The organism is Pseudomonas sp. CCOS 191 (assembly GCF_001007005.1).
GTDB classification, from domain to species: Bacteria; Pseudomonadota; Gammaproteobacteria; order Pseudomonadales; family Pseudomonadaceae; genus Aquipseudomonas; species Aquipseudomonas soli.
Map to the genome: position 1 here is coordinate 4,088,684 of NZ_LN847264.1, position 25,989 is coordinate 4,114,672.

The window sequence follows — 25,989 nt, forward strand, 5'->3', positions numbered from 1 at the left end:
TCGAGGCTGTGACTATGAGCGTTCTGATCCCTTGCATCATCGCTGGCGGCGCCGGCACCCGATTGTGGCCGGTCTCGCGCGAAGCGATGCCCAAGCCCTTCATGCGCCTGCCCGACGGCATGAGCCTGTTGCAGAAGACCTTCAGCCGCGCCAGCAGCCTGCCCGGGGTCGAGCGGGTGCTCACGGTGACCAACCGCGAAGTGGTGTTCCGCACCCAGGACGAATATCGCCAGGTCGGCGCTGCACGGGTAGCCCTCGATTTCATTCTCGAACCCCTGGGCCGCAACACCGCACCCGCCATCGCCGCCGCGGCGCTGCACTGCGCCCGCCTGCACGGCGAGGACAGCCTGCTGCTGGTGCTGCCCGCCGACCACTTGATCCAGGACCAGGGCGCTTTCGAGGCGGCCGTCCGGCAGGCCATGCCGCTGGCCGGGCAAGGCTGGCTGACCACCTTCGGCCTGCAACCGACCCGTGCCGAAACGGGGTTCGGCTATATCGAGCAGGGCCAGCCGATCGCTGACGGCGGCTACCAGGTCGCCCGCTTCGTCGAAAAGCCCGACGCCGACACCGCCCAAGCCTACCTCGACGGTGGCCGGCACCTGTGGAACGCCGGCATGTTCTGCCTGCGCGTCGGCACGGTGCTACAGGAGCTGCAGGCCCATGCCCCTGAGGTCCTGCGCAACGTGGCCGACTGTCTGGAACAGAGCCATGTCAAGGAAGGCGCGGGCGGCCTGCAGGTGGAACTCGACCCCGAACGCTTCGCCCTGGTGCCGGATATCTCCATCGACTATGCCCTCATGGAACCGTCCGCCCAGGTGGCCGTGGTGCCATGCGACATCGGCTGGAGCGACATCGGCTGCTGGGAAGCGGTACGTGAGCTGCGCCCGGCCGACGGCCAGGGCAACCACTGCAACGGCGAAACCGTGCTGCTAGACGTGCGCAACTGCTACATCGACTCGCCTCGGCGCCTGGTCGGCGCGGTCGGCCTGGACAACCTGATCGTCATCGACACCCCCGACGCCCTGCTGATCGCCGATGCCGCGCGCAGCCAGGAAGTCAAGGTGATCGCCCAGCAGCTCAAGCGCCAGGGCCATGACGCCTACCGCCTGCACCGCACCGTGACCCGCCCCTGGGGCCTGTACACGGTGCTCGAGGAAGGGCCGCGGTTCAAGATCAAGCGCATCATGGTCCGCCCCGGCGAATCGCTGTCGCTGCAGATGCACCATCATCGCAGCGAGCACTGGATCGTGGTCAGCGGCATGGCCTGCGTGACCAATGGCCAGGAAGAGTTCCTGCTCGACACCAACGAGTCCACCTTCATCAAGCCCGGGCGCAGCCACCGCCTGACCAACCCCGGGGTCATCGACCTGGTGATGATCGAGGTGCAGAGCGGCGAATACCTGGGCGAAGACGACATCGTACGCTTTACTGATATCTATGGACGCGCCCCGGCGGCAGCAGCACCTGCCTGACTGCCAGAGGGCGCGTTTTTTCATCCAGGGCCGACACCCGGCCAACCGCGAGGATTCGGGCTCATGCGCATACTCTGGACCCTGCCCTACCTGCCCTGGCCCACCACCAGCGGCAGCAAGACCCGGCAATACCACCTGCTGCGCGCCCTGGCGCAGCATGGCCACCGGATCACCTTGCTGGTGCAGTCGAAGGTCCCCTTGAGCGACACCGCGCGCGAAGCCCTGGAGCCCCTGGTGGAGCGCCTGATCGTACTGCCCAGGCGAGCCCTGAACAGCCCGCTCAACCTGCTCGCCTCACCCATCATCGACTATCCCATGCGGGCCATCATCAACGGCCTGGCGCCTTGTTTGCGGCATCGCTTCGAGCAACTGCTGGACGAACCCTGGGATGTGATCCAGATCGAGCACAGCTACAGCTTCCAGCCATTCGAGCGGGCCCTGCAGGCCCGGGGCTTGCCCTACATGCTCAGCGAGCATTACCTGGAGTCGGTGATGGGCGCCGCCTGCCATGACCGCCTGCCCTTGTGGCTGCGCCCGCTGAACGCCTTCGACCGCTGGCGCTATCGGCGCTGGGAACAACGGGTACTGCGCCAGCCCACCGAGGTAGTGGCAGTCAGCGCCCAGGATGCCGAGCTGATCGGCCAGATCAGCGGCCGCCCGGTGAATGTGGTGGTCAATGGCGTGGACTGCGACCACTACCAGGACGTGCGCCCTACCGCGCACAGCCAACGCCTGCTTTTTGTCGGCAACTTCGAGTATGGCGCCAACCTGGAGGCAATCGAGTGGGCGCTGGAGGAAATCCTGCCGCAGGTATGGATGAGCAATCCGGCGGTGCGCCTGGCCATTGCCGGGCACGCGTTGCCGGCCAGCTGGAAGCTGCACTGGAACGACCCACGTATCGAGTGGGTAGGTTACCGTCCCGACCTGCGCGAGCTGCAGCGCCGCTCGGCGCTGTTCTTCGCGCCACTGCGCCATGCCGGTGGCTCCAAGGTGAAGATCCTCGAGGCCATGGCCGCCGGGCTACCGGTCATCACCACCAGCAAGGGCGCCTCGGGCCTGGCCATGAACAACGGCGAACACTACCTGGGCAGCGACGACAGCGGCCAGCTGGCGCTGTTGGTCACGCAACTGCTCAACCAGCCGTGGCGCATGTGCCAGCTCAGCGAGGCCGGGCGCCAGTTCGCCCGCCAGCGCCATGACTGGAGCGTTGCCGCCCAGCAACTGGAGAACGTGCACATGCGCCTGACCCAGCTGGCACCGGCAGGCGCAGGCGCCCCCGGCGGCGTGCTAGCCAAGTAGCTCGCTGAACGGGATGAATGCCACGGGGTCGTCCTGCCGTGGCGTGCTGCCCTCAAGCACCTCCACCACCCCGTCGGCCCAGGCCGCGCTGCGCAGCACACCGGAGCTCTGGTTCTTGTAGATGCGCACCCGGCCATCCTCGATGCGCGCGCGCAGGAATTCGCGCCGCGTCCCGGCCTTGGGCCAATCGAAACCCGCCGGCACGCTGAAACGCAGCGGCGCGACATCGTGCACACCCAACCGGCGCAGCAGGTAGGGCCGCGCCAGCAGGCCGAAAGTGACCAATGTCGAGGCCGGGTTGCCCGGCAGGCCGATCACCGGCACACCTTGGTAATGGCCGAAGGTCAGCGGCTTGCCCGGCTTGATCGCCAGCTTCCACAGCGCCAGCTCGCCCGCTTCGCGCAGGGCCAGGCCAAGAAAATCGGCCTCGCCCACCGACACGCCACCGGTAGACAGGATCAGGTCGACATCGCCCAGCCCGGCCAGGCACTGGCGGGTGCGCTCGAGGTCGTCGGGCAGGATCCCGGCATCCACCACCTCGCAGCCCAGGCGTTGCAGCCAACTGACCAGCAGGCGCCGGTTGCTGTTGTAGATCTGCCCGGGCCCCAGCGGCAATCCCGGCTCGACCAGTTCGTCACCGGTCGACAGCACCGCCACCCGTGGCCGGCGCCGTACTTGCAGGGTGCCGAAACCCAGGGTCGCGGCCAGCCCGAGCTGGATCGGACCCAACCGCGTGCCGGCGCTCATCACCTGTTCGCCGACACGGGTTTCCTGGCCTTTGGGGCGAACGTTCTGTGACAGTGCCAGGGGTTCGAGGAACCGTACCCGGCCATCCTCGAGCACTTCGGTGTTTTCCTGCATCTCGACGCAATCGGCGCCTTCGGGCAGCGGCGCGCCGGTGAAGATCCGTGCGCAGGTGCCAGGCTCCAGGGGTTGTGGCGCATGGCCGGCGAAGATGCGCTGGGTCACCCGCAGCGGCTCGCCCTGCCAGTCGGCCAGGCGCAGGGCGTAGCCGTCCATGGCGCTGTTGGGCCACGGCGGCAGGTCGAGGCCGGCCACCAGTTCATGGGCCAGGACGCGCCCTTCGGCTTCGGCCAGCACGACGTGTTCGGTCTCGGCGATGGGTGCCTTCTCGGCCAGCGCCAGCAGGCGCTCCAAGGCCTCTTCCACCGGCATCAACGGCCGGGCCACGTCAACCACGGCTGTCACAGGCCGCTGCCTGCTTCAGGTGCGGCACGAAGTTGCACGGCCGGTGACGGGCATCGAGCTGCTCGGCGAGGATGCCGTCCCAACCGGTGCGCACGGCATTGGTCGAGCCCGGCAGGCAGCAGACCAGGGTGCCGTTGGCAAGGCCTGCCAGGGCGCGGGACTGCACGGTGGAGGTGCCGATGTCGGCCACCGAGATCTGCCGGAACAGCTCGCCAAAACCCTCGACCTGCTTGTCCAGCAGGCACGCCACGGCCTCCGGGGTGCTGTCGCGCCCGGTAAAGCCGGTGCCACCGGTGATCAGCACCACCTGCACCTGGTCATCGGCGATCCAGGTCGCGACCTGGGCGCGGATCTTGTACAGGTCGTCCTTGAGCAGCACGCGCTCGGCCAAGCGGTGGCCGGCGGCGCTCAGGCGATCGACGAACAGCTGGCCGGAGGTATCGGTGTCGAAGGTACGGGTATCGCTGACCGTCAGCACGGCGATGTTCAGCGCTACAAAAGGGGTATCTGCCTTGGCTTTCATGGGAGTCCGTCGCAGGGGAACAGGGAATGTGCGCTGTTATATCACAGGCCACGGCGCCCCGACCGCGACGTTGTTCTTGGTCAATGCCGGTGCGATGGCGCTATGCTGCACTGTGCAAGGAACTTGCGTGGACGCCCTGCGTCTTAATGACATCTAGCACCATCGCACTGGAGAAACACGATGATCCAACGGACCCTTCCCGCCTTCCTGCTTGCCCTGGGCCTGGGCGCCCTCGCCGGCTGCGCCTCGCCAACCGTCATCACCCTGAACGACGGCCGCGAGATCCAGGCGGTGGACACCCCGTCGTATGACGACGACTCCGGCTTCTACGAATTCGAACAGCTCGACGGCAAGCGCACACGCATCAACAAAGACCAGATCCGTACCGTCAAGGAGCTGTGATCCAGCCCTGCGTTTTTGGCGCAACTCCTTTTTGCAACAAGGGGTTGCGTTGAAAAAATCGATGCAGTAGCATTTCGGACATCGGAGTGTAGCGCAGCCAGGTAGCGCGTCTCGTTCGGGACGAGAAGGCCGCAGGTTCGAATCCTGTCTCTCCGACCAAATCCTGCAAAAAACCCGCCTTGCGCGGGTTTTTTGTTGTCTGCGAAAAAAGCCAGTCACCGGTGGGAGCAGGCCAGCCCGCTCCCACGCTTGTGCGCTTACTCCGGCAACACCGGCACATGCAGCAGTTGCAGGCGCGCACTGCTCCATTCGCGGGTCTTGTTGGTCAACTCAAGGTCGTTGTTCAGCTTCTGGCCGTAGGTCGGCACGATTTCCTTGAGCTTGGCCTGCCACTCGGCGCTCTTGATCCGATCCTTGAAGGTCTTCTCGAGCACGGTCAGCATGATCGGCGCGGCGGTCGAGGCACCAGGGGAGGCACCCAGCAGCGCGGCGATGCTGCCATCCTCGGCGGCCACCACTTCGGTACCGAACTGCAGCACGCCACCGTGCTCGGCATCCTTCTTGATCACCTGCACGCGCTGGCCGGCCTGGAGCAGCTGCCAGTCTTCGTTCTTGGCGTTGGGGAAGTATTCGCGCAGGGCCGCCATGCGGTCGTCGAAACTGAGCATCAGCTGACCCATCAGGTAGGTGCTCAGGTCGATGTTGTCGATGCCGGCATGCATCATCGGGCTGATGTTGTGGGTGGTCAGCGAACTGAGCATATCCAGCAACGAGCCGTGCTTGAGGTACTTGGTGGAGAAGGTCGCGAACGGACCGAACAACAGAACCTCCTTGCCATCGATCACCCGGGTGTCCAGATGCGGCACCGACATGGGCGGCGCGCCGACCGAGGCCTTGCCGTACAGCTTGGCCTTGTGGCGGGCGACCAGGTCGGCATTGTCGGTCATCAGGAACTGGCCACCGACCGGGAAGCCGGCATAGCCCTCGGCCTCCGGGATGCCGGACTTCTGCAGCAGCTTGAGCGCGCCGCCACCGGCGCCGATGAAGACGAACTTGGCTTTGACCGCAGTCTCCTTGCCACCTTTGGCCAGGTCGGCTACCACCACGCTCCAGCTGCCGTCGTCGTTGCGCACGATGTCGCGCACTTCATGGCCCAGGTGCAGTTGCACGTTCGGGTTACGGGTCATGGCGGCGAACAGCTGCCGGGTGATCTCGCCGAAGTTCACGTCGGTACCGATGCCCATGCGGGTCGCGGCCACCTTCTGCCCTGGGTCACGGCCTTCCATCACCAGCGGCACCCACTGGCGGATCTGCTCGTGGTCCTCGGTGATCTCCATGCCGCGGAACAGCGAGCTGTGCCGCAGGGCCTCGACGCGCTTGTGCAGGAAGGCGACGTTCTCGTCACCCCAGACGAAGCTCATGTGCGCCACGTTGTTGATGAACGAACGCGGGTTGCTCAGCACGCCCTGCTCGACTTGGTAGGCCCAGAACTGCTTGGACACCTCGAACTGTTCGTTGACGTTGACCGCCTTGCTGATGTCGATGCTGCCGTCCTTGCCGACGCTGGTGTAGTTCAGCTCGCAGAACGCCGAGTGGCCAGTACCGGCATTGTTCCAGGCATTGGAACTCTCTTCGGCGACCTGGTCCATGCGCTCGTAGACGTCGACTTTCCAGCTCGGTTCCAGTTCGGTTAGGTAGGTCCCGAGGCTTGCGCTCATGATGCCGCCGCCGATCAGCAGGACATCGACGGACTTTTGGGGCTCCGCGGGCTTGGAGCAGCCGATGACACTCAGGCACAGGAGCGTCAGCAGGATTTTTTTCATTAGCTCAATCCAATTGAAGTGAAGGATTGGCAGTCGTTGCCCCCGGTGTGCACGCCCGGTTGTTGTTGTGGTTGGCAGGAGTTTCGCGAAATCGGGGCACGATCGCCTCGGGCCTTGGCCCGGGGCGCCGTAAAGCAGGGAGTGTGCCAGCATGGCCTGGGCCAGGGCTGATGCCGCCCACAGCGTCCTCGGCCACCCAGTGGATGGCGACAATCCGCCACAGGTAACTGATGCGACATGCGAAAATGGCGGATTTCCCCACCCTCAAAAGCATCGCGGTGCGAGTCGCATCGGCGCACCGCGATGGCGATTCAAGCGGTCAATCGGGAAGTCACTTCGCCCAACTGACCCGACAGTCCGTGCAGGCGCTGTCCGGCCTGCTCGGTGTGCTGCACCGCCTGCTGGTTGGCGGTGGCGATGCGGGTGATCTCGACCAGGTTGCGCGAGATGTCCTCGGCGACGCTGGTCTGCTCCTCCGCGGCGGTGGCGATCTGGCGGTTCATGTCGCGGATCGCCTCCACCGCCGTGGTGATGCGCTGCAGCATCTGCCCGGCCTGCTGCACCTGCTCGGCGCCCTCCTCGCTGCGCTGCTGGCCACTCTCGATGGCCTTGACCGCCTCCACCGCGCCCGACTGCACCGCCTCGATGATCTGGTGGATCTCGGCAATCGATGCCGCGGTGCGCTGGGCCAGGCTGCGTACCTCGTCGGCTACCACCGCGAAACCCCGCCCGGCCTCGCCGGCACGGGCGGCTTCGATGGCGGCGTTAAGCGCCAGCAGGTTGGTCTGTTCGGCGATGCCGCGAATCACTTCAAGCACCTTGCCGATGCGCGTGCTGTCGTTTTCCAGGTGGCGAATCACCGCTGCGGTGCCGGCGATCTCGCGGTTGACCACGGCAATGGTGTCGATGGTGCGCTGCATGACCTGCTCGCCCGCCTGGGCGCTGTGGTCGGCCTCGTCCGCCGCGCGGGCGGCATCGGCGGCATGGCGGGCCACTTCCTGGGCAGTGGCGGACATCTCGTGCATGGCCGTGGCGACCTGGTCGGTACGCTGGAACTGATCATGGGTGCCGTGAGCCATGTCGCCGGCGATACGGCTGAGCTGGCCGCTGGCGCTCTCCAGCTCCTCGGCGTTGTCCTTGAGCCGGCCGACGGTGTCGGCAAGAAAATCACGCAGGGTGTTGGCCGCCAGCGCCAGGCGCCCGAGTTCATCCTCGCGACGGCTGTCGACCCGGGCGGCGAAACGCCCCTGGCTGAGCTGGGCGACGTAGTCGATCAACTGGCGGATCGGCTCGACCAGGCTGCGGTTGACCAACCACAGGCTGAATAGCCCGACCAGCACGGCCGAGGCCAGCATCACCAGCACGCCCAACCACACCGTGCGCTCGGCGCTGGCGCTGATGGCGTCGGCACGCCCGTGGGCATCGAGGCGCAGTTGCTCCACCAGTGCACTCATCTGGTCGCTGGTGGCGCGGTCCACGCCCTTGACCGCCAGGTCGCCGGCCACCGGGTCGCCACCGGCAGCCAGGAATGCCTGGCGCCCTTGCTCGTAGGCCGAACCCAGCTGGCGGTGGCTGGCCTTGAGTTGCTCCAGGCGCGCCTTGAGCGCAGGATCGCTGCTGTCGATCAATTGCCCCAGCAATTGCTGCACCTGCTGCTCGCGAGCCTGGAACTGCTGCCAGTATTTGTCCAGCTCCGCCGGCTGGCGACCACGCAGCAGCACGTTCTTCCATTCCTGCACCTGGATCTTGAACTGCAGGTTGGCTTCGTCGATCAGCTGCGAGGCACGCAACGGTCCGTCCACCAGTTCGGCGTAGCCGCGCACACTGGAGGACAGGAACTGGAAGCACACCAGGGCGATCAACAGGATCGCCACCAGGCTGCCACCGAGCAGGGAGAGAATTTGCACTCTGAGGGATTTACGCAAGATTGCGGATCTCGGAACAAGGAAGAGGGAAACGGCGCACGCCGGCACCGCCGACAGAGGCGTCCTTGTCCTCGTTCGCTGCCCCATCAACGCCGCCATCGGGCGATGGCAACCAGGGCAAGCACCTGCGCAACAGCCGAGGCAGATAGTCTCAGGCAATTGCTACAGATTTGTTACAAAACAGCGACAGCAAGACACTCAGCCCGAGTTGAATTGCAGTGCTGCCAGGCGGGCGTAGAGTGGGCTTTGCTCGATCAGTTGTCGATGGGGCCCGACTGCCGCCAGTCGGCCTTTGTCGATCACCGCGATACGGTCGGCATGCTGCACCGTCGCCAGGCGGTGGGCGATGACCAGTGTGGTGCGCCCGGCCATCAGTTGTGGCAATGCCTGCTGGATCAGATACTCGCTTTGCGCGTCCAGCGCGCTGGTGGCTTCATCCAGCAGCAGGATCGGCGCATCCACCAGCAGAGCCCGGGCAATCGCCAGGCGCTGGCGCTGGCCACCGGACAAGCCTACGCCACCCTCGCCCAAGGGTGTCTGGTAGCCCTGGGGCAGCTGGATGATGAATTCATGGGCATGGGCACCGCGCGCCGCCGCCTCGACCTCGGCCAGGCTGGCCTCGGGGCGACCGTAGCGGATATTGGCCTCGACCGTGCCGCGAAACAGCGCCGGCTGCTGGGCCACCAGGGCAAACTGGCGACGCAGGTCGACAGGCGTCAGCCCGGTGATCGGCTGGCCATCGAGCAGAATCGCGCCAGATTGCGGGTCGTAGAACCGCAGCAGCAGGTCGAACAGGGTCGACTTGCCGGCCCCCGACGGCCCGACCAGCGCCACGGTTTCGCCGGGGCGGATATGCAGGCTCAGGCCGTCGACGGCCGCCACCGCGGGCCGTGACGGGTAGGCGAAGCGCACCTCGCGCAGTTCGATGTCGCCACTGGCGCGCCCGTCCACCAACCCCGCCGGCTGTGTCGGCGCCAGGATCGCCGTCTGCGCCGCCAGCAGCTCGGCGATGCGCTCGGCGGCACCGGCGGCCCGTTGCAATTCGCCGATCACCTCGCTCAGGGTGCCGAAGGCGCTGCCGACGATCAGGCTGTAGAACACGAACGCGGCGAGCTCACCGCCCGAGATGCGCCCGGCGATCACATCCATGCCGCCGACCCACAGCATCACCCCCACCGCACCGAGCACCAGCACGATCACCAGGGTAATCAGCCAGGCACGCTGGGCGATGCGCCGCCGCGCCACGTCGAACGCCGCCTCCACGGTGTCGCCAAACAGTGCCTGGTCACGCGCCTGGTGGTTGTAGGCCTGCACCGTCTTGATCTGGCCAAGGGTCTCGGCGACATAGCTGCCCACATCGGCCACCCGGTCCTGGCTCTGCCGCGACAGGCTGCGCACGCGCCGGCCGAACAGCAGGATCGGCGCCAGCACCAGGGGCAGGGCCAGCACCACGATGCTGGTCAGCTTGGGGTTGGTGACGAACAGCAGGATCACCCCGCCGACCACCATCAGCGCATTGCGCAGAAACAGCGACAGCGACGAGCCGATGACGGACTGCAGCAAGGTGGTGTCGGCGGTCAGCCGCGACTGGATCTCCGAACTGCGGTTGTCCTCGAAGAACCCCGGATGCAGCCAGACCAGGTGGTCGAACACTGCCCGGCGGATATCGGCCACGCAGCGCTCGCCGATCCACGACACCAGGTAGAAACGGGCGAAGGTCCCCACCGCCAGCGCCACCACCAGCAGCATGAACAGGCCGATGGTCTGGTTGAGCTGGTGCGCCGAACCGGTCATGAAGCCCTGGTCGACCAGCAGGCGGATGCCCTGCCCCATGGACAGGGTGATGGCGGCGGTGACCACCAGCGCCAGCAAGGCCAGCAGCGCCTGGCAGCGATAGGGGCGCACGAACTGCCAGCCCAGGTGCAGGGCACGGCGTTGGCGGGGGGAGATCGGATCGGGCATGGCAAAGGTCGTTCCACAGGGGATTGGTAGCAGACTACCACTCGTCGGCGCTGTGCAACGCTCGGGAATGCGAGGCCGTCCCATGCTCGGACGGAGCGGCAGTGGCTATGCCCATTCGTTCTAAAGCGTGACTGGAGCTTTGCCGCGCTTTCTGGTGGACTGATCCAGCATGAAGCCGAAAAGCTGTCACAGACCAGTCACGGCGAAGCGATACCTTGAGCTTGAACCTGAAAGAGGAGACAGGACATGAGCTTGCAGCACACCGATACGCCCAAGAATCAGAACCGCTCGCAACCTCAGGTCTGCGGCTCGATCATCGATGCCCAGGGTCGCGAGGTCCCGATCACCGAGCAGATGATCCAGAAGGCCTGCAAGGACCTGGAAGAGAGCCGAGTCAAGAAGATCGGCAAGGCCTGACCCCCGAATTGCGTGCAACCCGGCGCCCGCGCCGGTTTTTTATTTTTGCCCGCGAAGCTCACCCTCACCTGTGGTTTGCCCCGCGCTACCCCCTCAGACCAACACCGCGCCTAACGCACTGACCACCTGCGCCAACTGCGGTGCCTCCCCCCGCACCCGCACCGCCAACCCTTCGATCTCGCGGCGTACCGGATAATGCTTGCGCAGCAGGTCGAACGCGGCGCGTTGCTCGGCCGGGTCGTCGCTGAGGCTGCGACGAAAATCCGCATCGTCGCGACGCGGGTCGTACACCGCGCGGCACAGGGTGGCCAACGTCCACGCCGGCTCCGCGCTGGCGTCGAACTCGATCTGCGCCAAGCCCGTTGCCGGCAACAGGTCGGCCAGTCGCACCTGCTCGGGCAAGCCCTGCCAGCGGCAGAACGCCTGGTAGATCTGCGCCGTGCCACGCTGCTTGCCATCCAGGCTGTAGCCGGCGATATGCGGCGTGGCCAGGGTGCACAGGTCGGCCAGCGCCAGGTCCACCTGCGGCTCGCCCTCCCACACGTCGAGCACCGCATGCACATCCTCTCGGTCCAACAGCAGTTCACGCAGGGCAGCGTTGTCCACCACAGGCCCACGGCTGGCGTTGATCAGCCAGGCGCCTGCGCGCATGCGGGCCAGGCGCGGCTGGTCGAGCAGGTGCCAGGTCGGGTGCTCGCCGCCGCGTTGCAGCGGCGTGTGCAGGCTGATCACATCGCATTGCTCGAGGATCGTCTCGAGATCGACAAAGTCGCCGCCCTCGCTGGCCTGGCGCACCGGATCGCACACCAGCACCTTCCAACCGAGACCGCGCAGCACCCGCACCAGCCGCCCGCCGACCTCACCCGCGCCTACCACGCCATAGACGCGCTTGCCCAGGTCTGCACCCTCGAGTTCGGCCAGGGTCAGCAGGCTGCCCAGCACGTAGTCCACCACGCCACGGGCGTTGCAGCCCGGCGCGCTGCTCCAGTGGATACCGGCTTCGGCGAAGTGTTCGAGGTCGAGGTGATCGGTACCGATGGTGCAGGTGCCAACGAAGCGTATCCGACTGCCCTCGAGCAGTTGCCGATCGACGCGAGTCACCGAGCGTACCAGCAGCACGTCGGCGTCCTTGACGCAGGCGGCGTCGATGGCCCGGCCGGGATAACGGCGGATTTCACCGAAACCGGCAAAGAAGGCATCGAGCAGCGGGATATTCTCGTCGGCAACTATCAGCATGGCGCTCTCCTGTCAGGGGAGCGCAGTGTAGCGCGATCGCGGCGGGCTCAGTCGGCCTTCTTGCGGATCCAGTACAGGTAGGTTCCGGCGTCTTCTTCCTGGCCGAGCAGCTCGTGGCCGAGGAAGATGCAGAACTTGGGGATGTCGCGGCGGGTCGACGGGTCGGTGGCGATGACCTTGAGCACGCCGCCGGATACCAGCTCGCGCACATGCTTGTGCAGCATCATCACCGGTTCCGGGCAGTTCAGGCCGGTGGCGTCGAGGATCGCGTCGTGGGTGAAATCGGTCATGAAAGGCTCCGCAAAATGCTCGTCATTGTGGCGTATCGGCCGAAGGGCGCCAAGCCCACTCCCACAAGGGCCGGGTACCGTGGGAGCGGGCTTGCCCCGCGATGGCCTCAGCGCGGCTTCAGGTCCAGCCGGCGCAGGTGGCAGGTGACTTCCTCACGGTCGTGATACAGCTGCTTGCAGGCGATCGACACCTTCACCTTGCGCGCCTTGAACCCAGCCTCGATACGGTCCAGCAGCTTGCGAACCTCGGCATGGCGTTGCTTCATCGGCAGCTTCAGGTTGACCACCGCTTCGCGGCACAGCCCTTCGCCCAGCCAGGTCTCGATCAGCGAAGCGGTGCGCGCCGGCTTCTCGACGATATCGCAGACCATCCAGTCCACCGTCTGCTTCGGCTGCCAGGTGAAACCGTCGGCCATCAGATGGGTGACCAGGCCAGTATCCATCAGGCTCTCGGCCATCGGCCCGTTGTCGATGGCGGTCACCAGCATGCCACGCTTGACCAACTGGTAGGTCCAGCCGCCGGGCGAGGCACCCAGGTCGACACCGGTCATGTCGTCGTTCAGGCGCGCGTCCCATTGCTCGCGCGGGATGAACTGGTGCCAGGCTTCCTCGAGCTTGAGGGTCGAGCGGCTCGGGGCCTCGCGGGGGAACTTCAGGCGTGGGATGCCCATCGGCCACAGCGCCGAGTTGTCGGCATCGGCCAGGCCGAGGAACACCCGGCGGCCGCTGATGAAAGTCAGCAGCAGGCGCGGACGGCGGGCGTCGTCGACCAGGCGGCCGGCCTTCTCCAGGGCCTTGCGCAGCGGCACCTCGAACTTGCGGCAGAAGGTCGACAGCTCCTTGCCCTCGTTGCTGTCGAGTACCTCCAGCCACAGGCTGCCGCACACCGGCAGCGCGGCCAGGTGCTCGAGCAGCACGCTGATGCGGTCGGTCTCCGGCAGCTCGACGTACGTGCCGCGGGCCCACTGGCGCGGGAAGATCAGCTGCGAGAAGCGCAGCGCCTGCATCATGCGTTCGGCGCCACCGGGCTCGGTGCAGACGAACTCGGCGCAGGCACTCTGCGGCTTGCCCTTGGCATAGCCGGGCACGCCCAGATGGGCGGCGTGTTCGCTGATTTCGGCGCAGACCTCGCCCTCGAAGCCGGGCCGGCAATGCATGAACAGGGTATTCATTTCTCACTCCACATCACTGACGCAGACGGCGCCAGGGCGGCGAATGATAAAGGAAGTCGGGAACCAGCGACACGCCCCATCGGTCCAGAAAAGGGTCGGGACCGGCAAACCGGTCTAACCTGACTGTTCAGCCAGGTCCGTGCCGTGCGGACCGGTCCAGAGCGGTGACACCGGCGAGCGACCCGCAGTCGCCGGGCACCGGAGCACAAGGAGTTGTAAATGCCCTCGCTCGATAGCCTGAAAACCCTCAAGACCCTCCAGGTGGCCGACCGCGCCTACCACTATTTCAGCTTGCCCGACGCCGCCCGCCAGCTCGGCGACCTGCAGCGCCTGCCCATGTCGCTCAAGGTGCTGCTGGAGAACCTGCTGCGCTGGGAAGACGGCAAGACCGTCACCGGCGACGACCTCAAGGCCCTGGCCGCCTGGCTGCAGGAGCGCCGCTCCGACCGCGAGATCCAGTACCGCCCGGCGCGGGTGCTGATGCAGGACTTCACCGGCGTGCCGGCGGTGGTCGACCTGGCCGCCATGCGCGCGGCCATGGCCAAGGCCGGCGGCGACCCGCAGCGGATCAACCCGTTGTCGCCGGTGGACCTGGTGATCGACCACTCGGTGATGGTCGACCGTTATGCCACCCCGGCCGCATTCGCCCAGAACGTCGACATCGAAATGCAGCGCAACGGCGAACGCTACGCCTTCCTGCGCTGGGGCCAGAGCGCCTTCGACAACTTCCGTGTGGTGCCGCCGGGCACCGGCATCTGCCACCAGGTCAACCTTGAATACCTGGGCCGCACGGTATGGACCCGCGAGGAGGAAGGCCGCACCTACGCCTTCCCCGACACCCTGGTCGGCACCGACTCGCACACCACCATGATCAATGGCCTCGGCGTGCTCGGCTGGGGCGTGGGTGGCATCGAGGCCGAGGCGGCCATGCTCGGCCAGCCGGTATCGATGCTGATCCCCGAGGTGATCGGCTTCAAGCTCACCGGCAAGCTGCGCGAAGGCATCACCGCCACCGACCTGGTCCTGACGGTCACGCAGATGCTGCGCAAGAAGGGCGTGGTGGGCAAGTTCGTCGAGTTCTATGGCGACGGCCTGGCCGACCTGCCGCTGGCCGATCGCGCCACCATCGCCAACATGGCCCCCGAGTACGGCGCCACCTGTGGCTTTTTCCCGGTCGACCAGGTGACCCTCGACTACCTGCGCCTTTCCGGCCGCCCCGAGGACACCGTGCAACTGGTCGAGGCCTACTGCAAGGCCCAGGGCCTGTGGCGCCTGCCCGGCCAGGAGCCGCTGTTCAGCGACACCCTGGCGTTGGACATGAACGATGTGGAAGCCAGCCTGGCCGGGCCCAAGCGCCCGCAGGACCGCGTCGCCCTGGGCCAGGTGCGCCAGGCCTTCGACCACTTCATCGAGTTGCAGCCCAAACCGCTGGCCAAGGAAGTCGGCCGCCTGGAAAGCGAAGGTGGCGGTGGCGTGGCAGTGGGCAATGCCGACCAGGCTGGCGAGATCGACTACACCCACGAAAACCAGACTCACACCCTGCGCGACGGCGCGGTGGTGATCGCCGCCATCACCTCCTGCACCAACACCTCCAACCCCAGCGTGATGATGGCCGCCGGGCTGGTGGCGAAGAAAGCCGTGGAGAAAGGCCTGCAACGCAAGCCCTGGGTGAAGAGTTCGCTCGCCCCCGGCTCCAAGGTGGTCACCGACTACTACAAGGCCGCAGGCCTGACACCCTACCTCGACCAGCTCGGTTTCGACCTGGTCGGCTATGGCTGCACCACCTGTATCGGCAACTCGGGCCCCCTGGACGAGGCCATCGAGCAAGCCATCGGCAGCGCCGACCTCACCGTCGCCTCGGTGCTGTCGGGCAACCGCAACTTCGAAGGCCGGGTGCACCCGCTGGTCAAGACCAACTGGCTGGCTTCGCCACCGCTGGTGGTGGCCTACGCCCTGGCCGGCAGCGTGCGCGTCGACCTCAGCCAGGACCCGCTCGGCACCGGCAAGGACGGCAAGCCCGTGTACCTGCGCGACATCTGGCCAAGCCAGCAGGAAATCGCCGAGGCGGTCAGCAATGTCGACACCCGCATGTTCCACAAGGAATATGCCGAGGTGTTCGCCGGCGACGCCCAATGGCAGGCGATCGAAGTGCCCCAGGCCGCGACCTATGTCTGGCAGGACGATTCCACCTATATCCAGCACCCACCCTTCTTCGATGACATCGGCGGCCCGCTGCCGGAGATCGGTGATGTGCGCGACGCACGCATCCTCGCCCTGCTCGGCGACTCGGTGACCACCGACCACATCTCCCCGGCCGGCAACATCAAGGCCGACAGCCCGGCCGGGCGCTACCTGCGCGGCAAGGGCGTGGAACCGCGCGACTTCAACTCCTACGGCTCACGGCGCGGCAACCACGAAGTGATGATGCGCGGCACCTTCGCCAACATCCGCATCCGCAACGAAATGCTCGGTGGCGAGGAAGGCGGCAACACCTTGTATGTACCCACGGGCGAGAAACTGTCGATCTACGACGCCGCCATGCGCTACCAGCAGGATGGCACGCCGCTGGTGGTGATCGCCGGGCAGGAATACGGCACCGGCTCCAGCCGCGACTGGGCGGCCAAGGGCACCAACCTGCTGGGGGTCAAGGCGGTGCTGGCGGAAAGTTTCGAACGCATCCACCGCTCCAACCTGGTGGGCATGGGCGTGCTGCCGCTGCAGTTCAAGGCGGGGGACGACCGCAAGCGCCTGGGGTTGACCGGCAGCGAGCGCATCGATGTGCTTGGGCTGACCGATGCGCAGATCCGCCCGGGCATGAGCCTGCCGCTGCGCATTACCCGCGAGGATGGGCGCCAGGAGCAGATCGAGGTGCTGTGCCGGATCGATACGCTCAATGAAGTGGAATACTTCAAATCGGGGGGGATCCTGCATTATGTGCTGCGGCAATTGATCGCAGGGTAGGAATTCACTGCTCGCGCCCGCGCCTTTGGTGCGGGCTGTCGTGGGACCGGGGTTGCCCCGCACCCACGCCTGCGCCTTCATATCGTTGTTCCTGCAAAGCATGGTGTCCTGAAGCCGCTTGGCTGAGTCCTACCCTCCATGGACCCACCGGCACAAGGAAACCCAATGCCCCGTCTCCACTGGATCGCCCTGCTCTTGCTTGGCCTCGGCTACACCCTCGCACTGACCCACGGCAGTATCGGCCTGATCGCACTGCCCGCTTTGCTCGCGCTGTTCTGCAGCGGCCTACTGGCGCGCCGCCAGGTCCGCTGGCAACAGACCCTCGGTCACCTGCTCTTCGTCGTTCTCGCCGTCGCCTTGGCGCTGCACTGGCTGCCCGGCTTCCATGGCGCCCGCGTCATCGACAAGACCGTCCTCAGCGAAGGCGCGGTGCCCTTCTCCATGTACCTGAACCTCGACAAACCGCTGATCGGCCTATGGCTGCTGCTGGCCTGCCCTTGGCTGGTAATGCTGCGCGCTCGCGGCCTGGCCATGAGCCTGGCGCTGATCCTGCCCCTTACCCTGCTCGCCTGCCTAGGCGGCGCCTGGACTCTGGGCCTGGTGGCCTGGGCACCGAAATGGCCGGACCAGGCCTGGCTATGGCTGGCCAACAACCTGCTGCTGGTGAGCCTGACCGAGGAACTGCTGTTCCGCGGCTACATCCAGGGCGGCCTGCAACGTCTGTTCAAGCATGAGGGGCTGGCGCTGCTGGTGGCCGCGCTGTTGTTCGGCCTTGCGCACCTGGCCGGTGGTTGGCAGTGGTTCTACCTGGCCACCCTGGCCGGGGTGGGATATGGTCTGGCCTATCGTCACGGCGGGTTGGCAGCGGCGGTGCTGTGCCACACCTGCGTCAACCTGGCGCACTTCGCCCTGTTCAGCTACCCGATGCTGGCCCCGAGTTGAACAATCGGTCATGATCAGACCTATTCGTCATCATTTATAAAGAAAACTGCAATATTGGCGGCAATGGCTGCGATCAGGTCGGCTGCGATAGCTCAACCACACTGATGGCACCTTGCCCCAGATCAAGGCAGTCAAATATTCATTCAATAAAACCAGAGGCTTGCCGATACCCGTCGAAAGCCTTGCGGATTGAACAGCCAATGCGTAACAACCAGCCGATTACCCAGAGAGAACGGACTTTCCCTGCCCAGCAGCGGTTGATCTCCACCACCAACGCCAAAGGCGTGATCACTTACTGCAACGATGCCTTCATCGAAATCAGCGGATTCTCCCGCGATGAGCTGATGGGCGCGCCGCACAACCTGGTGCGCCACCCCGACGTCCCGCCAGCCGTGTTCGCCCATATGTGGCAGACCCTGAAGCAGGGCCTGCCGTGGATGGGCATCGTCAAGAACCGCTGCAAGTCGGGCGACCACTACTGGGTCAATGCCTACGTCACGCCAATCTTCGACAGCAACCAGGTGGTCGGCTACGAGTCGGTGCGGGTCAAGCCCACCGCCGAGCAGATCCGCCGCGCCGAGGCGCTGTACCAGCGCATCAACCAGGGCAGGTCGGCCATCCCGAAACGTGACAAGTGGCTACCGGTGCTGCAGGACTGGCTGCCGTTCATCCTGGTCAGCCAGGTCGGCTTCCTGATCGGCAACTGGCTCGGCCACTCCTGGGGCTTCGCCCTGGCCGCCGGTCTGTCGGTGCCGCTCGGCCTGCTCGGCCTGAGCTGGCAGCAACGCGGCCTCAAGCGCCTGCTGCGCCTGGCCGAACAGACCACTTCCGACCCGCTGATCGCGCAGATGTACACCGACAGCCGCGGCGTCCAGGCACGCCTGGAAATGGCCATGCTCAGCCAGGACGCACGGATGAAGACCTGCCTGACCCGCCTGCAGGACAGCGCCGAGCAGCTCAGCGACCAGGCCCGCCAGTCCGACACCCTCGCCCACCAGAGCTCCTCGGGCCTGGAGCGCCAGCGCGTGGAAACCGAGCAGGTGGCCGCCGCCGTCAACCAGATGGCCGCCACCACCCAGGAAGTGGCCAACCATGTCCAGCGCACCGCCGACGCGACGCAGGAGGCCAATCGCCTGACCAGCCAGGGCCGCAATATCGCCGGCGAAACCCGCGACGCGATCGAGCGGCTGTCGGCGGCCGTGGGCGAAACCGGGCTGACCGTCACCCAGCTGGCCAAGGACAGCGACGAGATCGGCGGCGTGGTCGATGTGATCAAGGGCATCGCCGACCAGACCAACCTGCTGGCGCTCAACGCCGCCATCGAAGCGGCGCGTGCCGGTGAGATGGGCCGCGGCTTTGCCGTGGTCGCAGACGAAGTCCGCCAGCTGGCCCAGCGCACCGCCGAATCCACCGGGCAGATCCACACCCTGATCGCCAAGCTGCAACAGACCGCCAACAACGCGGTGCAGACCATGGAAACCGGCCATCGCCAGGCCCAGGAAGGTGTCGAGCGGGTCATGCAGGCCGACGAGGCATTGGTGGGCATCAGCGAGGCCGTGGCCAACATCACCGACATGGCGACGCAGATCGCCGCGGCCACCGAAGAGCAGAGCGCGGTAGCCGAGGAGATCAGCCGCAACATCAGCACCATCGCCGACCTGGCCGACCAGACCGCCGGCCAGGCACAGCGCTCGGCGCTGCTCAGCGAAGAGCTGACCAGCACGGCGGGTACCCAGTACTCGCTGGTGGAACGTTTCAACCGCTGATGACAAAAGGCGCCGCCTAAGCGGCGCATCGCCGGCAAGCCAGCTCCCACACTGACCGCGCCGCCCTCAGGCCAAGCGCCATTTCTGTGGTAGCCGACTTGCCGGCGATGTTTTTACCAGTCGAGCGCCAGCCGGCTCTCGAAGTAACGCACCTCACCCGTCAACGGATCCTCGAAGCGCAGGCTATGGGCCAGCAGCTTCAGTGGCCGTGCGTAATCATCCTGCTCGTTGACCAGTTGCGGATAGAATGGATCGTTGCAGATCCCCGCGCCCAGCGCCGCCATATGCACGCGCAGCTGGTGGGTCTTGCCGGTGACCGGTGACAGGCCATAGCGCCACAGATCGCCATTTTTCTCCAGCACACAGGCGTGGGTTTCACTGTTGTCGACCCCTTCCACCTCATGCATGCGAAAGAACGGCTCGCCGTGCACCAGACGGCTGCGGTGCACCAGCGGGTAATCATGCTGCGGCATGGCCGCGGCGATGGCCTGGTAGTGCTTGTCGATACGCCGCTCGGGGAACAGACGCTGATAGGCGCCACGGCTCTGCGGGTTGGCAGAGAACAGCACCAGCCCGGCAGTGTGTCGGTCGATGCGATGCAGCGGCACCAGATGCGGGTTGTCCAGGCGCCGGATCAGCCGACGCAGCAGCGTCTGCTCGACGTACTCGCCGGTGGGTGTCACGGGCAGGAAATGCGGCTTGTCCGCTACCACCAGGTGCTCATCCACATGCAGGATTTCTTCCTGCACCGGGATCACCTTTTCATTGGGTACTTCACGAAAATAGTGCAGGCGCATGCCCCGACGATAGCGGGTGTCCGCTGCAATGGGCTGGCCTTCGGCATTCAACACCCGCCCTCGGGCGAAGCGGTCGAGCCATTGCTCACGGCTGATGCCCTTGAAATGCTCGCACAGGCAATCGAGCACCGTAGCCCAGGGCCCTGGAGGCAGACAGACAGTGCTGGCTTGTTGCTGGGCGGGGTCGAAAGGCGTGGTCATCATCAGGCTCGGTCAAGCAGGGGGCGGGCATTATCCCCTACCCGGCGTACGTCAACCAGCCTCGCAGGCCGGCTCGCAGCGCGCCTTGAGCCAGCGCAGCACCTGCACCGCGTCCCAGCGCCCTGGATCGTAGAGGGCATAGCTCAGCCCCTGGTAGCCCACGACATCCAACGGGCGGTGGAACCCGGCGCGCTGGAACAGCGCCTCGATCTCGGCGAAGCAGGTATTGAAATGGACCTTGCCGAACGGTGTGCGCTCGTCGGTGACGATGCCATCGAGGCGCAGTTCCAGCACCGCCTCGCACACACGCTCAGGGGCCATGTGATTGATGCTGTACTTGAGTTGCTCGACATTGAGCATGGCTTACCTCGGGATACTGTATTTATATACAGCATACGAAGCGAAGCCAGGGCCGTCAATGCGCGACTCAGCCGAGGAAGGCCACTACCTGCTCGGCATCGAACGGCCAGCCCAGCTCGGCCCCGGTATCGCAACGGCGCAATACCGGAATGATCAGCCCGTAACGTTCGAACAGCGCCTCACTATCGGCGATGTCGACCAGCTCGACCAGCAAGCCGTGCTCGACGAACGGCATCAGCACGGCTTCGGCCACTTCGCACAGATGGCACCCGAGGGTGCCGAACAATTGGGTTTCAGGCAGCATGCGTCTATCCGCAAAATCGCAGGAAGGGATGCTCATTCTAGGTCCGCCTGCGCCTGCGTGCACCTGACCTGCCTCAATCCTGGCTGGTGGCGCCGATGCGATGCACCGCCAGGTCCGCGCCCTGGAATTCCTGTTCATGGTTCAAGCGCAAGCCATGCAGCGCCTTGAGCAGACCGTACACGGCAAAGCCGCCGACCAGTGCCACCAGTACACCCGCCAGGCTGCCCAGCAGTTGGCTGGCCAGGCTGACACCGCCCAGCCCACCCAGGGCCACCTGCCCGAATACGCCGCAGGCGATGCCGCCCCACACGCCGCACAGGCCATGCAGCGGCCATACCCCCAGCACGTCGTCGATCTTCCAGCGGTTCTGCGCGGCAGTGAAGCACCAGACGAACAGCCCGCCTGCCACCAGGCCGGTGGCCAGCGCCCCCACCGGGTGCATCAGGTCGGAACCCGCGCACACCGCCACCAGGCCGGCCAACGGGCCGTTGTGCAGGAAGCCGGGGTCGTTGCGCCCGGCCAGCAGGGCCGACAGGGTGCCACCGACCATGGCCATCAGCGAGTTGATCGCCACGAGCCCGCTCACCCCTTGCAGGGTCTGCGCGCTCATGACGTTGAAGCCGAACCAGCCGATGATCAGGATCCACGACCCCAGCGCCAGGAACGGAATGCTCGAGGGGGCGAACGCCACCAGCCGGCCATCGCGATAACGGCCGCGGCGCGCGCCCAGCAGCAGCACCGCCGCCAGCGCCAGCCAGCCCCCCATGGCGTGCACCACCACGGAGCCGGCGAAGTCGTGGAACGGCGCACCGAAGCGCGCTTGCAACCAGGCCTGCAGGCCGAAGTTGCCGTTCCACACGATGCCTTCGAAAAACGGGTAGATGAACGCCACGATCAACGCCGTTGCGCACAGTTGCGGCGCAAAGCGCGCCCGTTCGGCGATACCGCCGGAAATGATTGCCGGAATCGCCGCGGCGAAGGTCAGCAGGAAGAAACATTTGACCAGCGCGTAGCCATGGTCGCTGGCCAGCACCGCCGCCGGCTGCAGGAAGCTCACGCCATAGGCGATCCAGTAACCGACGAAGAAGTACACCAGCGCCGAGATGGCGAAGTCGCTGAGAATCTTCGACAAGGCGTTGACCTGATTCTTGTACCGCACAGTGCCGACTTCGAGAAAGGCGAACCCCGCATGCATGGCCAGGACCAGTATCGCGCCCATGAGGATAAACAAAGTGTTGGAGCCGTGGACCAGGGAGTCCATCGCGCTGTGGGTGTTTTCCATGTAGTGGCAGACCTGCAAAAAGGCACCAGGACAGTTCAAGAACCGGCATCCATGCACCGCATCGGTGCCAGGCCCCTGCCCCGTTTCGGTGACCCGGGCGGTGCCTGCGTGGTTTTTTCTTGGGTTTGTCGTGGATTGGGTTAAGGTTTAGCGGTATCCGCATCAAGCGCGCATGATTTCGGCGCAGGCCTCGGCGGACACGCACCGCTTTTTAGCAAGCGCTGTACCAACACATCCCGCTGAACCTTCCGCGCCACCGATCACTCGAAATAGCCACACACATCCACAGGGAGAGGCCCACTCATGGCCAGCAAATCGGCAAAGACTGCACAAGACATACTGATGGCTGACTTCCAGGCCCTGGTTCGCGACACCGAAAAACTGCTGGCCGACACGGCCAACCTGGCCGGCGACCAGGCCGATGAACTGCGCGAGCAGATCCATGATCGCCTGGTTCAGGCTCGTGAAACCCTGCAACTGACCCAGGACTCGGTGCGCGCCCGTGGCCAGGCGGCCCTGGGCAGCGCCGAGCAGTACGTGCAGGAGAACCCGTGGCAGGCTATCGGCATCGCCGCCGGCGTCGGCCTGCTGATCGGCCTGCTGGCCAAGCGCTGAGGAACCTTCATGGACAACGAAGCCATCGGCACGGGCGCCTCCGGCAGGCGCCTGGGCGCGGCCGTGCTGGGCTTGCTGCACAGCCATATCGAGCTGTTCGGGATCGAGTTGCAGGAGCAGAAGGCCCGTACCTTGAGCCTGCTGTTGTTCGCCGGCCTGGCGCTGGTGTTCGCCCTGCTGCTGCTGACCGCCCTGTCGGGGCTGGTGCTGGTGCTGCTGTGGGACAGCTACCGCCTGGCCGGGATCATCGGCCTGTGCATGTTCTACGGGGTCGCCGCGCTGTACTGCGGCCTGCGCCTGAAGGCCGCGGTGTTCGACGAGTCCTCTCCGTTCAATGCCACCCTCGAGGAGTTGGCCAAGGATCGGGAGCGCCTGCTGCCATGAGCCTGCCAGAACTACCCAACACGCGTAATCCACGGGAGCTGCGCAAGGCGCTGCTGCGCCTGCGCATGGAAATGCACCGCCAGGAAATCCGCCACGAATCCGGGCAACTGCTCGAACCGGTCCGCCGCCTGCGCGGGATGGGCGGCTCGTTCGGTGAAGGCCTGGGGGTCAAGCACGGCTCGCTGTGGGGCATTGGCGCCGTGGTCGCCCTGGGCTTTCTCACCGGCAAGGGCGTACGCAGCGGCAACCTGACGCGTCTGGTACGCCTGGGCGCCAACCTGGCTCCCTTGATCCGCCTGTTCCTCGGCAGCCGCCGCCGCTGAAGCCCGAGCGCGCCCGGCCCTTGCGCGGGCGCGCCGGACACAGGAAGCTATCCCGACTCTACGATGGGAGAACACGCCTTGGACTGGCAAACCCTGCTGACCCGCGAACGACTGGGCAAGGCCCTCTACAGCCCCGAGGAGCTCGGGCGCAGCCCTTTCCACAAGGATCACGACCGCATCATCTTCTCCGGCGCCTTCCGCCGCCTGGGGCGCAAGACCCAGGTGCATCCGGTGTCCAGCAACGACCATATCCACACCCGCCTCACCCACTCCCTGGAAGTCAGCTGCGTCGGCCGCTCGCTGGGCATGCGTGTCGGCGAGACCCTGCGCGGCCAACTGCCGGACTGGTGCGAACCCAGCGACCTGGGAATGATCGTGCAGTCGGCCTGCCTGGCCCACGACATCGGCAACCCGCCGTTCGGCCACTCGGGCGAGGACGCCATTCGCCACTGGTTCCAGCAGGCTGCCGGGCGTGGCTGGCTGGACGACATGAGCGACGAGCAGCGCGGCGACTTCCTCAATTTCGAAGGCAACGCCCAGGGGTTTCGCGTGCTCACGCAGCTCGAATACCACCAGTTCGACGGTGGCATGCGCCTGACCTACGCGACCCTCGGCGCCTACCTCAAGTACCCCTGGGCCGCGCGCCACGCCGATGCCCTGGGCTACAAGAAGCACAAGTTCGGCTGCTACCAGAGCGAACTGGGGCTGCTCGAGCAGATCGCCGGCAAGCTCGGCCTGCCCCAGCTCGAACACCAGCGCTGGGCGCGCCATCCCCTGGTGTACCTGATGGAGGCCGCAGACGACATCTGCTACGCCTTGATCGACCTCGAGGACGGGCTGGAGATGGACCTGCTGCAGTACGCCGAGGTCGAGGCGCTGCTGCTGGACCTGGTGGGTGACGACCTGCCGGAAACCTACCGCCTGCTGGGCCCGGGCGAGTCACGCCGGCGCAAGCTGGCGATCCTGCGCGGCAAGGCCATCGAGCACCTGACCAATGCTGCCGCCCAGGCCTTCGTCGAACAACAGCAAGCCCTGCTTGCCGGCCGCCTGGCCGGTGACCTGGTGGAGCACATGCACGGCCCGGCGCAACGCTGCGTGCTCCAGGCCAAGGACATGGCACGCAAGAAGATCTTCCAGGACAAGCGCAAGACCCTGCACGAGATCGGCGCCTACACGACCCTGGAGATCCTGCTCAACACCTTCTGTGGCGCGGCCCTTGAGCAGCACGGTGGGCGCACGCCATCGTTCAAGAGCCGCCGTGTGCTGGACCTGATCGGCAACAATGCCCCCGACCCGCACGGCTCGCTGCATGGCGCATTCCTGCGCATGATCGACTTCATCGCCGGCATGACCGACAGCTACGCCAGTGAAATGGCCCAGGAAATGACCGGGCGCTCCAGCCCGAAGTAGGAAAACCTAGGGTGGCAGACGAATGTTTGCCACCCATGTTTAATTTGTATGAAATTTCCTATGCTATTTTTTTGTAAATAAACTTTCCAGCCTCCTGCCCCCGCAAAAGTTATCAACTCCTGATAAAACCCCGCCGACATCTACATCTCTCGTAGCAAAGTTTCGCGGGTGCTGTAAGTTAATTCCTATATCCCGCATTTGGCACCTACTTCCCTGCCCGTCGCCATGCAACTGAGCTAATGTGCCGGCTGCCTTCACCTGCAGCCTGGAATGTTGAATATGCACTCAGTCTTTATTGTTGATGACCATCCCGTTATACGCCTGGCGATACGGATGTTGCTGGAAAACCAGGGATACCGGGTGGTCGGTGAATCGGACAATGGCGTTGACGCCATGCAGCTTATCCGCGAAACCCCACCCGACCTGGTCATACTGGACATCAGCATCCCCAAGCTCGATGGCCTGGAAATGCTCTCACGCCTGCAGGCCATGGCCATCCCGCTGAAGGTCCTGGTGTTGACCGCGCAATCGCCGGCGCTGTTTGCTGTGCGCTGCATGCACTCCGGCGCGGCCGGGTATGTGTGCAAGCAGGAAGACCTCAGTGAGCTGCTCAGCGCCATCAAGGCCGTGCTGTCCGGCTACAACTACTTCCCCAGCCAGGCACTCAATCCACCGCCGACAGGCAGCAACCAGGAGCTGGAACTGTTCCGCCAGGTCAACGACCGGGAACTGATGGTCCTGCAACTTTTTGCCCAGGGCCGCAGCAACAAGGAAATTGCCAAGGGCATGTTCCTCAGCAACAAGACCGTCAGCACCTACAAGAAGCGCCTCATGCACAAGTTGCGCGCCAGTACATTGGTAGAGTTGATCGACGTCGCCAAGCGCAACGCACTGGTCTGAAATGATGACGTGGA

General features: G+C 65.5%; 24 protein-coding genes, 1 tRNA gene and 1 pseudogene. 13 read left to right on the forward strand and 13 right to left on the reverse strand.

Annotation, left to right across the window (positions count from 1 at the left end):
- The first annotated feature begins 14 nt into the window (after positions 1 to 14).
- Positions 15 to 1,472 carry a mannose-1-phosphate guanylyltransferase/mannose-6-phosphate isomerase gene (locus CCOS191_RS18125; protein ID WP_046856409.1) on the forward strand — a complete coding sequence of 486 codons (1,458 nt, stop codon included), beginning with the start codon at positions 15 to 17 and terminating at the stop codon, positions 1,470 to 1,472.
- A 63-nt stretch (positions 1,473 to 1,535) separates the two neighbouring features.
- Positions 1,536 to 2,771 carry a glycosyltransferase family 4 protein gene (locus CCOS191_RS18130; protein WP_046856410.1) on the forward strand — a complete coding sequence of 412 codons (1,236 nt, stop codon included), beginning with the start codon at positions 1,536 to 1,538 and terminating at the stop codon, positions 2,769 to 2,771.
- On the opposite strand, the gene CCOS191_RS18135 is transcribed toward CCOS191_RS18130, so the two are convergent.
- Positions 2,760 to 3,947, reverse strand: a complete 1,188-nt coding sequence (locus CCOS191_RS18135) for a molybdenum cofactor synthesis domain-containing protein (RefSeq protein ID WP_172670931.1) — start codon at positions 3,945 to 3,947, stop codon at positions 2,760 to 2,762. The two genes, CCOS191_RS18130 and CCOS191_RS18135, sit on opposite strands and share 12 nt — an antisense overlap.
- 16 nt (positions 3,948 to 3,963) lie before the next feature.
- The gene (gene moaB / locus CCOS191_RS18140) at positions 3,964 to 4,503 is read right to left on the reverse strand and encodes a molybdenum cofactor biosynthesis protein B (protein WP_046856412.1); all 540 of its coding nucleotides are present in this window, start codon (positions 4,501 to 4,503) and stop codon (positions 3,964 to 3,966) included.
- Positions 4,504 to 4,683: 180 nt separating this feature from the next.
- Between moaB and CCOS191_RS18145 the strand changes: the two genes are divergently transcribed.
- Both CCOS191_RS18145 and CCOS191_RS18150 read left to right on the forward strand, forming a co-directional pair.
- Positions 4,684 to 4,905, forward strand: a complete 222-nt coding sequence (locus CCOS191_RS18145) for a YgdI/YgdR family lipoprotein (RefSeq protein WP_023632528.1) — start codon at positions 4,684 to 4,686, stop codon at positions 4,903 to 4,905.
- Between the two features lie 82 nt (positions 4,906 to 4,987).
- Positions 4,988 to 5,064: transfer RNA gene (locus CCOS191_RS18150), tRNA-Pro, on the forward strand.
- Positions 5,065 to 5,162: 98 nt separating this feature from the next.
- Here CCOS191_RS18150 and mqo read toward each other — a convergent pair.
- The 4 genes and pseudogenes from mqo to CCOS191_RS18165 form a co-directional block, all read right to left on the reverse strand.
- On the reverse strand, positions 5,163 to 6,728 hold the full coding sequence (gene mqo, locus CCOS191_RS18155) for a malate dehydrogenase (quinone) (RefSeq protein ID WP_046856413.1): 1,566 nt from the start codon (positions 6,726 to 6,728) through the stop codon (positions 5,163 to 5,165).
- Positions 6,729 to 7,039: 311 nt separating this feature from the next.
- Entirely contained in the window at positions 7,040 to 7,807 is a 768-nt protein-coding gene (locus CCOS191_RS28775; RefSeq protein ID WP_371919800.1) for a methyl-accepting chemotaxis protein, read from the reverse strand.
- 165 nt (positions 7,808 to 7,972) lie between these two features.
- Positions 7,973 to 8,752 (reverse strand): annotated as a pseudogene (locus CCOS191_RS28780) (methyl-accepting chemotaxis protein); the annotation flags it as partial.
- 99 nt (positions 8,753 to 8,851) lie between these two features.
- Positions 8,852 to 10,615, reverse strand: coding sequence for an ABC transporter transmembrane domain-containing protein (locus tag CCOS191_RS18165; protein WP_046856414.1), 1,764 nt, complete (start codon positions 10,613 to 10,615; stop codon positions 8,852 to 8,854).
- 246 nt (positions 10,616 to 10,861) lie between these two features.
- Here CCOS191_RS18165 and CCOS191_RS28245 point away from each other — a divergent pair, with 246 nt between their 5' ends.
- The gene (locus CCOS191_RS28245) at positions 10,862 to 11,032 is read left to right on the forward strand and encodes a PA1571 family protein (RefSeq protein ID WP_172670901.1); all 171 of its coding nucleotides are present in this window, start codon (positions 10,862 to 10,864) and stop codon (positions 11,030 to 11,032) included.
- Between the two features lie 93 nt (positions 11,033 to 11,125).
- Here the strand turns inward: CCOS191_RS28245 and pdxB are convergent, their stop codons facing one another.
- The 3 genes from pdxB to rlmM all read right to left on the reverse strand — a co-directional run bounded on the left by pdxB (position 11,126) and on the right by rlmM (position 13,730).
- Positions 11,126 to 12,268 carry a 4-phosphoerythronate dehydrogenase PdxB gene (pdxB, locus tag CCOS191_RS18170; RefSeq protein ID WP_046856415.1) on the reverse strand — a complete coding sequence of 381 codons (1,143 nt, stop codon included), beginning with the start codon at positions 12,266 to 12,268 and terminating at the stop codon, positions 11,126 to 11,128.
- Positions 12,269 to 12,315: 47 nt separating this feature from the next.
- Entirely contained in the window at positions 12,316 to 12,558 is a 243-nt protein-coding gene (gene tusA, locus CCOS191_RS18175) for a sulfurtransferase TusA (RefSeq protein WP_023632607.1), read from the reverse strand.
- 107 nt (positions 12,559 to 12,665) lie between these two features.
- Positions 12,666 to 13,730 (reverse strand): 23S rRNA (cytidine(2498)-2'-O)-methyltransferase RlmM, encoded by a 1,065-nt coding sequence (gene rlmM, locus CCOS191_RS18180; protein WP_046856416.1) that lies wholly within the window; start codon positions 13,728 to 13,730, stop codon positions 12,666 to 12,668.
- Between the two features lie 219 nt (positions 13,731 to 13,949).
- On the opposite strand from rlmM, the gene acnA reads away from it, so the two are divergent.
- The 3 genes from acnA (at position 13,950) to CCOS191_RS18195 (ending at position 19,399) form a co-directional block, all read left to right on the forward strand.
- Positions 13,950 to 16,691, forward strand: a complete 2,742-nt coding sequence (acnA, locus tag CCOS191_RS18185) for an aconitate hydratase AcnA (protein WP_046856417.1) — start codon at positions 13,950 to 13,952, stop codon at positions 16,689 to 16,691.
- 165 nt (positions 16,692 to 16,856) lie between these two features.
- Positions 16,857 to 17,633: a CPBP family intramembrane glutamic endopeptidase gene (locus CCOS191_RS18190; protein WP_046856418.1), complete on the forward strand. Its 777-nt coding sequence runs from the start codon at positions 16,857 to 16,859 to the stop codon at positions 17,631 to 17,633.
- Between the two features lie 200 nt (positions 17,634 to 17,833).
- Positions 17,834 to 19,399 carry a methyl-accepting chemotaxis protein gene (locus CCOS191_RS18195; RefSeq protein WP_046856419.1) on the forward strand — a complete coding sequence of 522 codons (1,566 nt, stop codon included), beginning with the start codon at positions 17,834 to 17,836 and terminating at the stop codon, positions 19,397 to 19,399.
- Positions 19,400 to 19,512: 113 nt separating this feature from the next.
- Here the strand turns inward: CCOS191_RS18195 and CCOS191_RS18200 are convergent, their stop codons facing one another.
- The 4 genes from CCOS191_RS18200 to CCOS191_RS18215 form a co-directional block, all read right to left on the reverse strand.
- Positions 19,513 to 20,397 (reverse strand): pseudouridine synthase, encoded by an 885-nt coding sequence (locus CCOS191_RS18200; protein WP_046856420.1) that lies wholly within the window; start codon positions 20,395 to 20,397, stop codon positions 19,513 to 19,515.
- 51 nt (positions 20,398 to 20,448) lie between these two features.
- Complete coding sequence (locus CCOS191_RS18205; protein ID WP_046856421.1) at positions 20,449 to 20,757, reverse strand: hypothetical protein; 309 nt, start codon at positions 20,755 to 20,757, stop codon at positions 20,449 to 20,451.
- 67 nt (positions 20,758 to 20,824) lie between these two features.
- Complete coding sequence (locus tag CCOS191_RS18210) at positions 20,825 to 21,061, reverse strand: glutaredoxin family protein (protein WP_046856422.1); 237 nt, start codon at positions 21,059 to 21,061, stop codon at positions 20,825 to 20,827.
- A 73-nt stretch (positions 21,062 to 21,134) separates the two neighbouring features.
- On the reverse strand, positions 21,135 to 22,343 hold the full coding sequence (locus CCOS191_RS18215) for an ammonium transporter (RefSeq protein ID WP_046856423.1): 1,209 nt from the start codon (positions 22,341 to 22,343) through the stop codon (positions 21,135 to 21,137).
- 303 nt (positions 22,344 to 22,646) lie between these two features.
- Here CCOS191_RS18215 and CCOS191_RS18220 point away from each other — a divergent pair, with 303 nt between their 5' ends.
- From CCOS191_RS18220 to CCOS191_RS18240, 5 genes are all read left to right on the forward strand, one after another.
- Entirely contained in the window at positions 22,647 to 22,958 is a 312-nt protein-coding gene (locus CCOS191_RS18220) for a DUF883 family protein (RefSeq protein ID WP_023631678.1), read from the forward strand.
- Positions 22,959 to 22,967: 9 nt separating this feature from the next.
- The gene (locus tag CCOS191_RS18225) at positions 22,968 to 23,342 is read left to right on the forward strand and encodes a phage holin family protein (RefSeq protein WP_046856424.1); all 375 of its coding nucleotides are present in this window, start codon (positions 22,968 to 22,970) and stop codon (positions 23,340 to 23,342) included.
- Positions 23,339 to 23,665 (forward strand): hypothetical protein, encoded by a 327-nt coding sequence (locus CCOS191_RS18230; protein ID WP_046856425.1) that lies wholly within the window; start codon positions 23,339 to 23,341, stop codon positions 23,663 to 23,665. Before CCOS191_RS18225 ends, CCOS191_RS18230 begins: the two co-directional genes overlap by 4 nt.
- A 78-nt stretch (positions 23,666 to 23,743) precedes the next feature.
- Positions 23,744 to 25,075: a deoxyguanosinetriphosphate triphosphohydrolase gene (locus CCOS191_RS18235; protein ID WP_046857859.1), complete on the forward strand. Its 1,332-nt coding sequence runs from the start codon at positions 23,744 to 23,746 to the stop codon at positions 25,073 to 25,075.
- Between the two features lie 279 nt (positions 25,076 to 25,354).
- Positions 25,355 to 25,975 (forward strand): response regulator transcription factor, encoded by a 621-nt coding sequence (locus CCOS191_RS18240; RefSeq protein ID WP_031315749.1) that lies wholly within the window; start codon positions 25,355 to 25,357, stop codon positions 25,973 to 25,975.
- Positions 25,976 to 25,989: the final 14 nt, after the last annotated feature.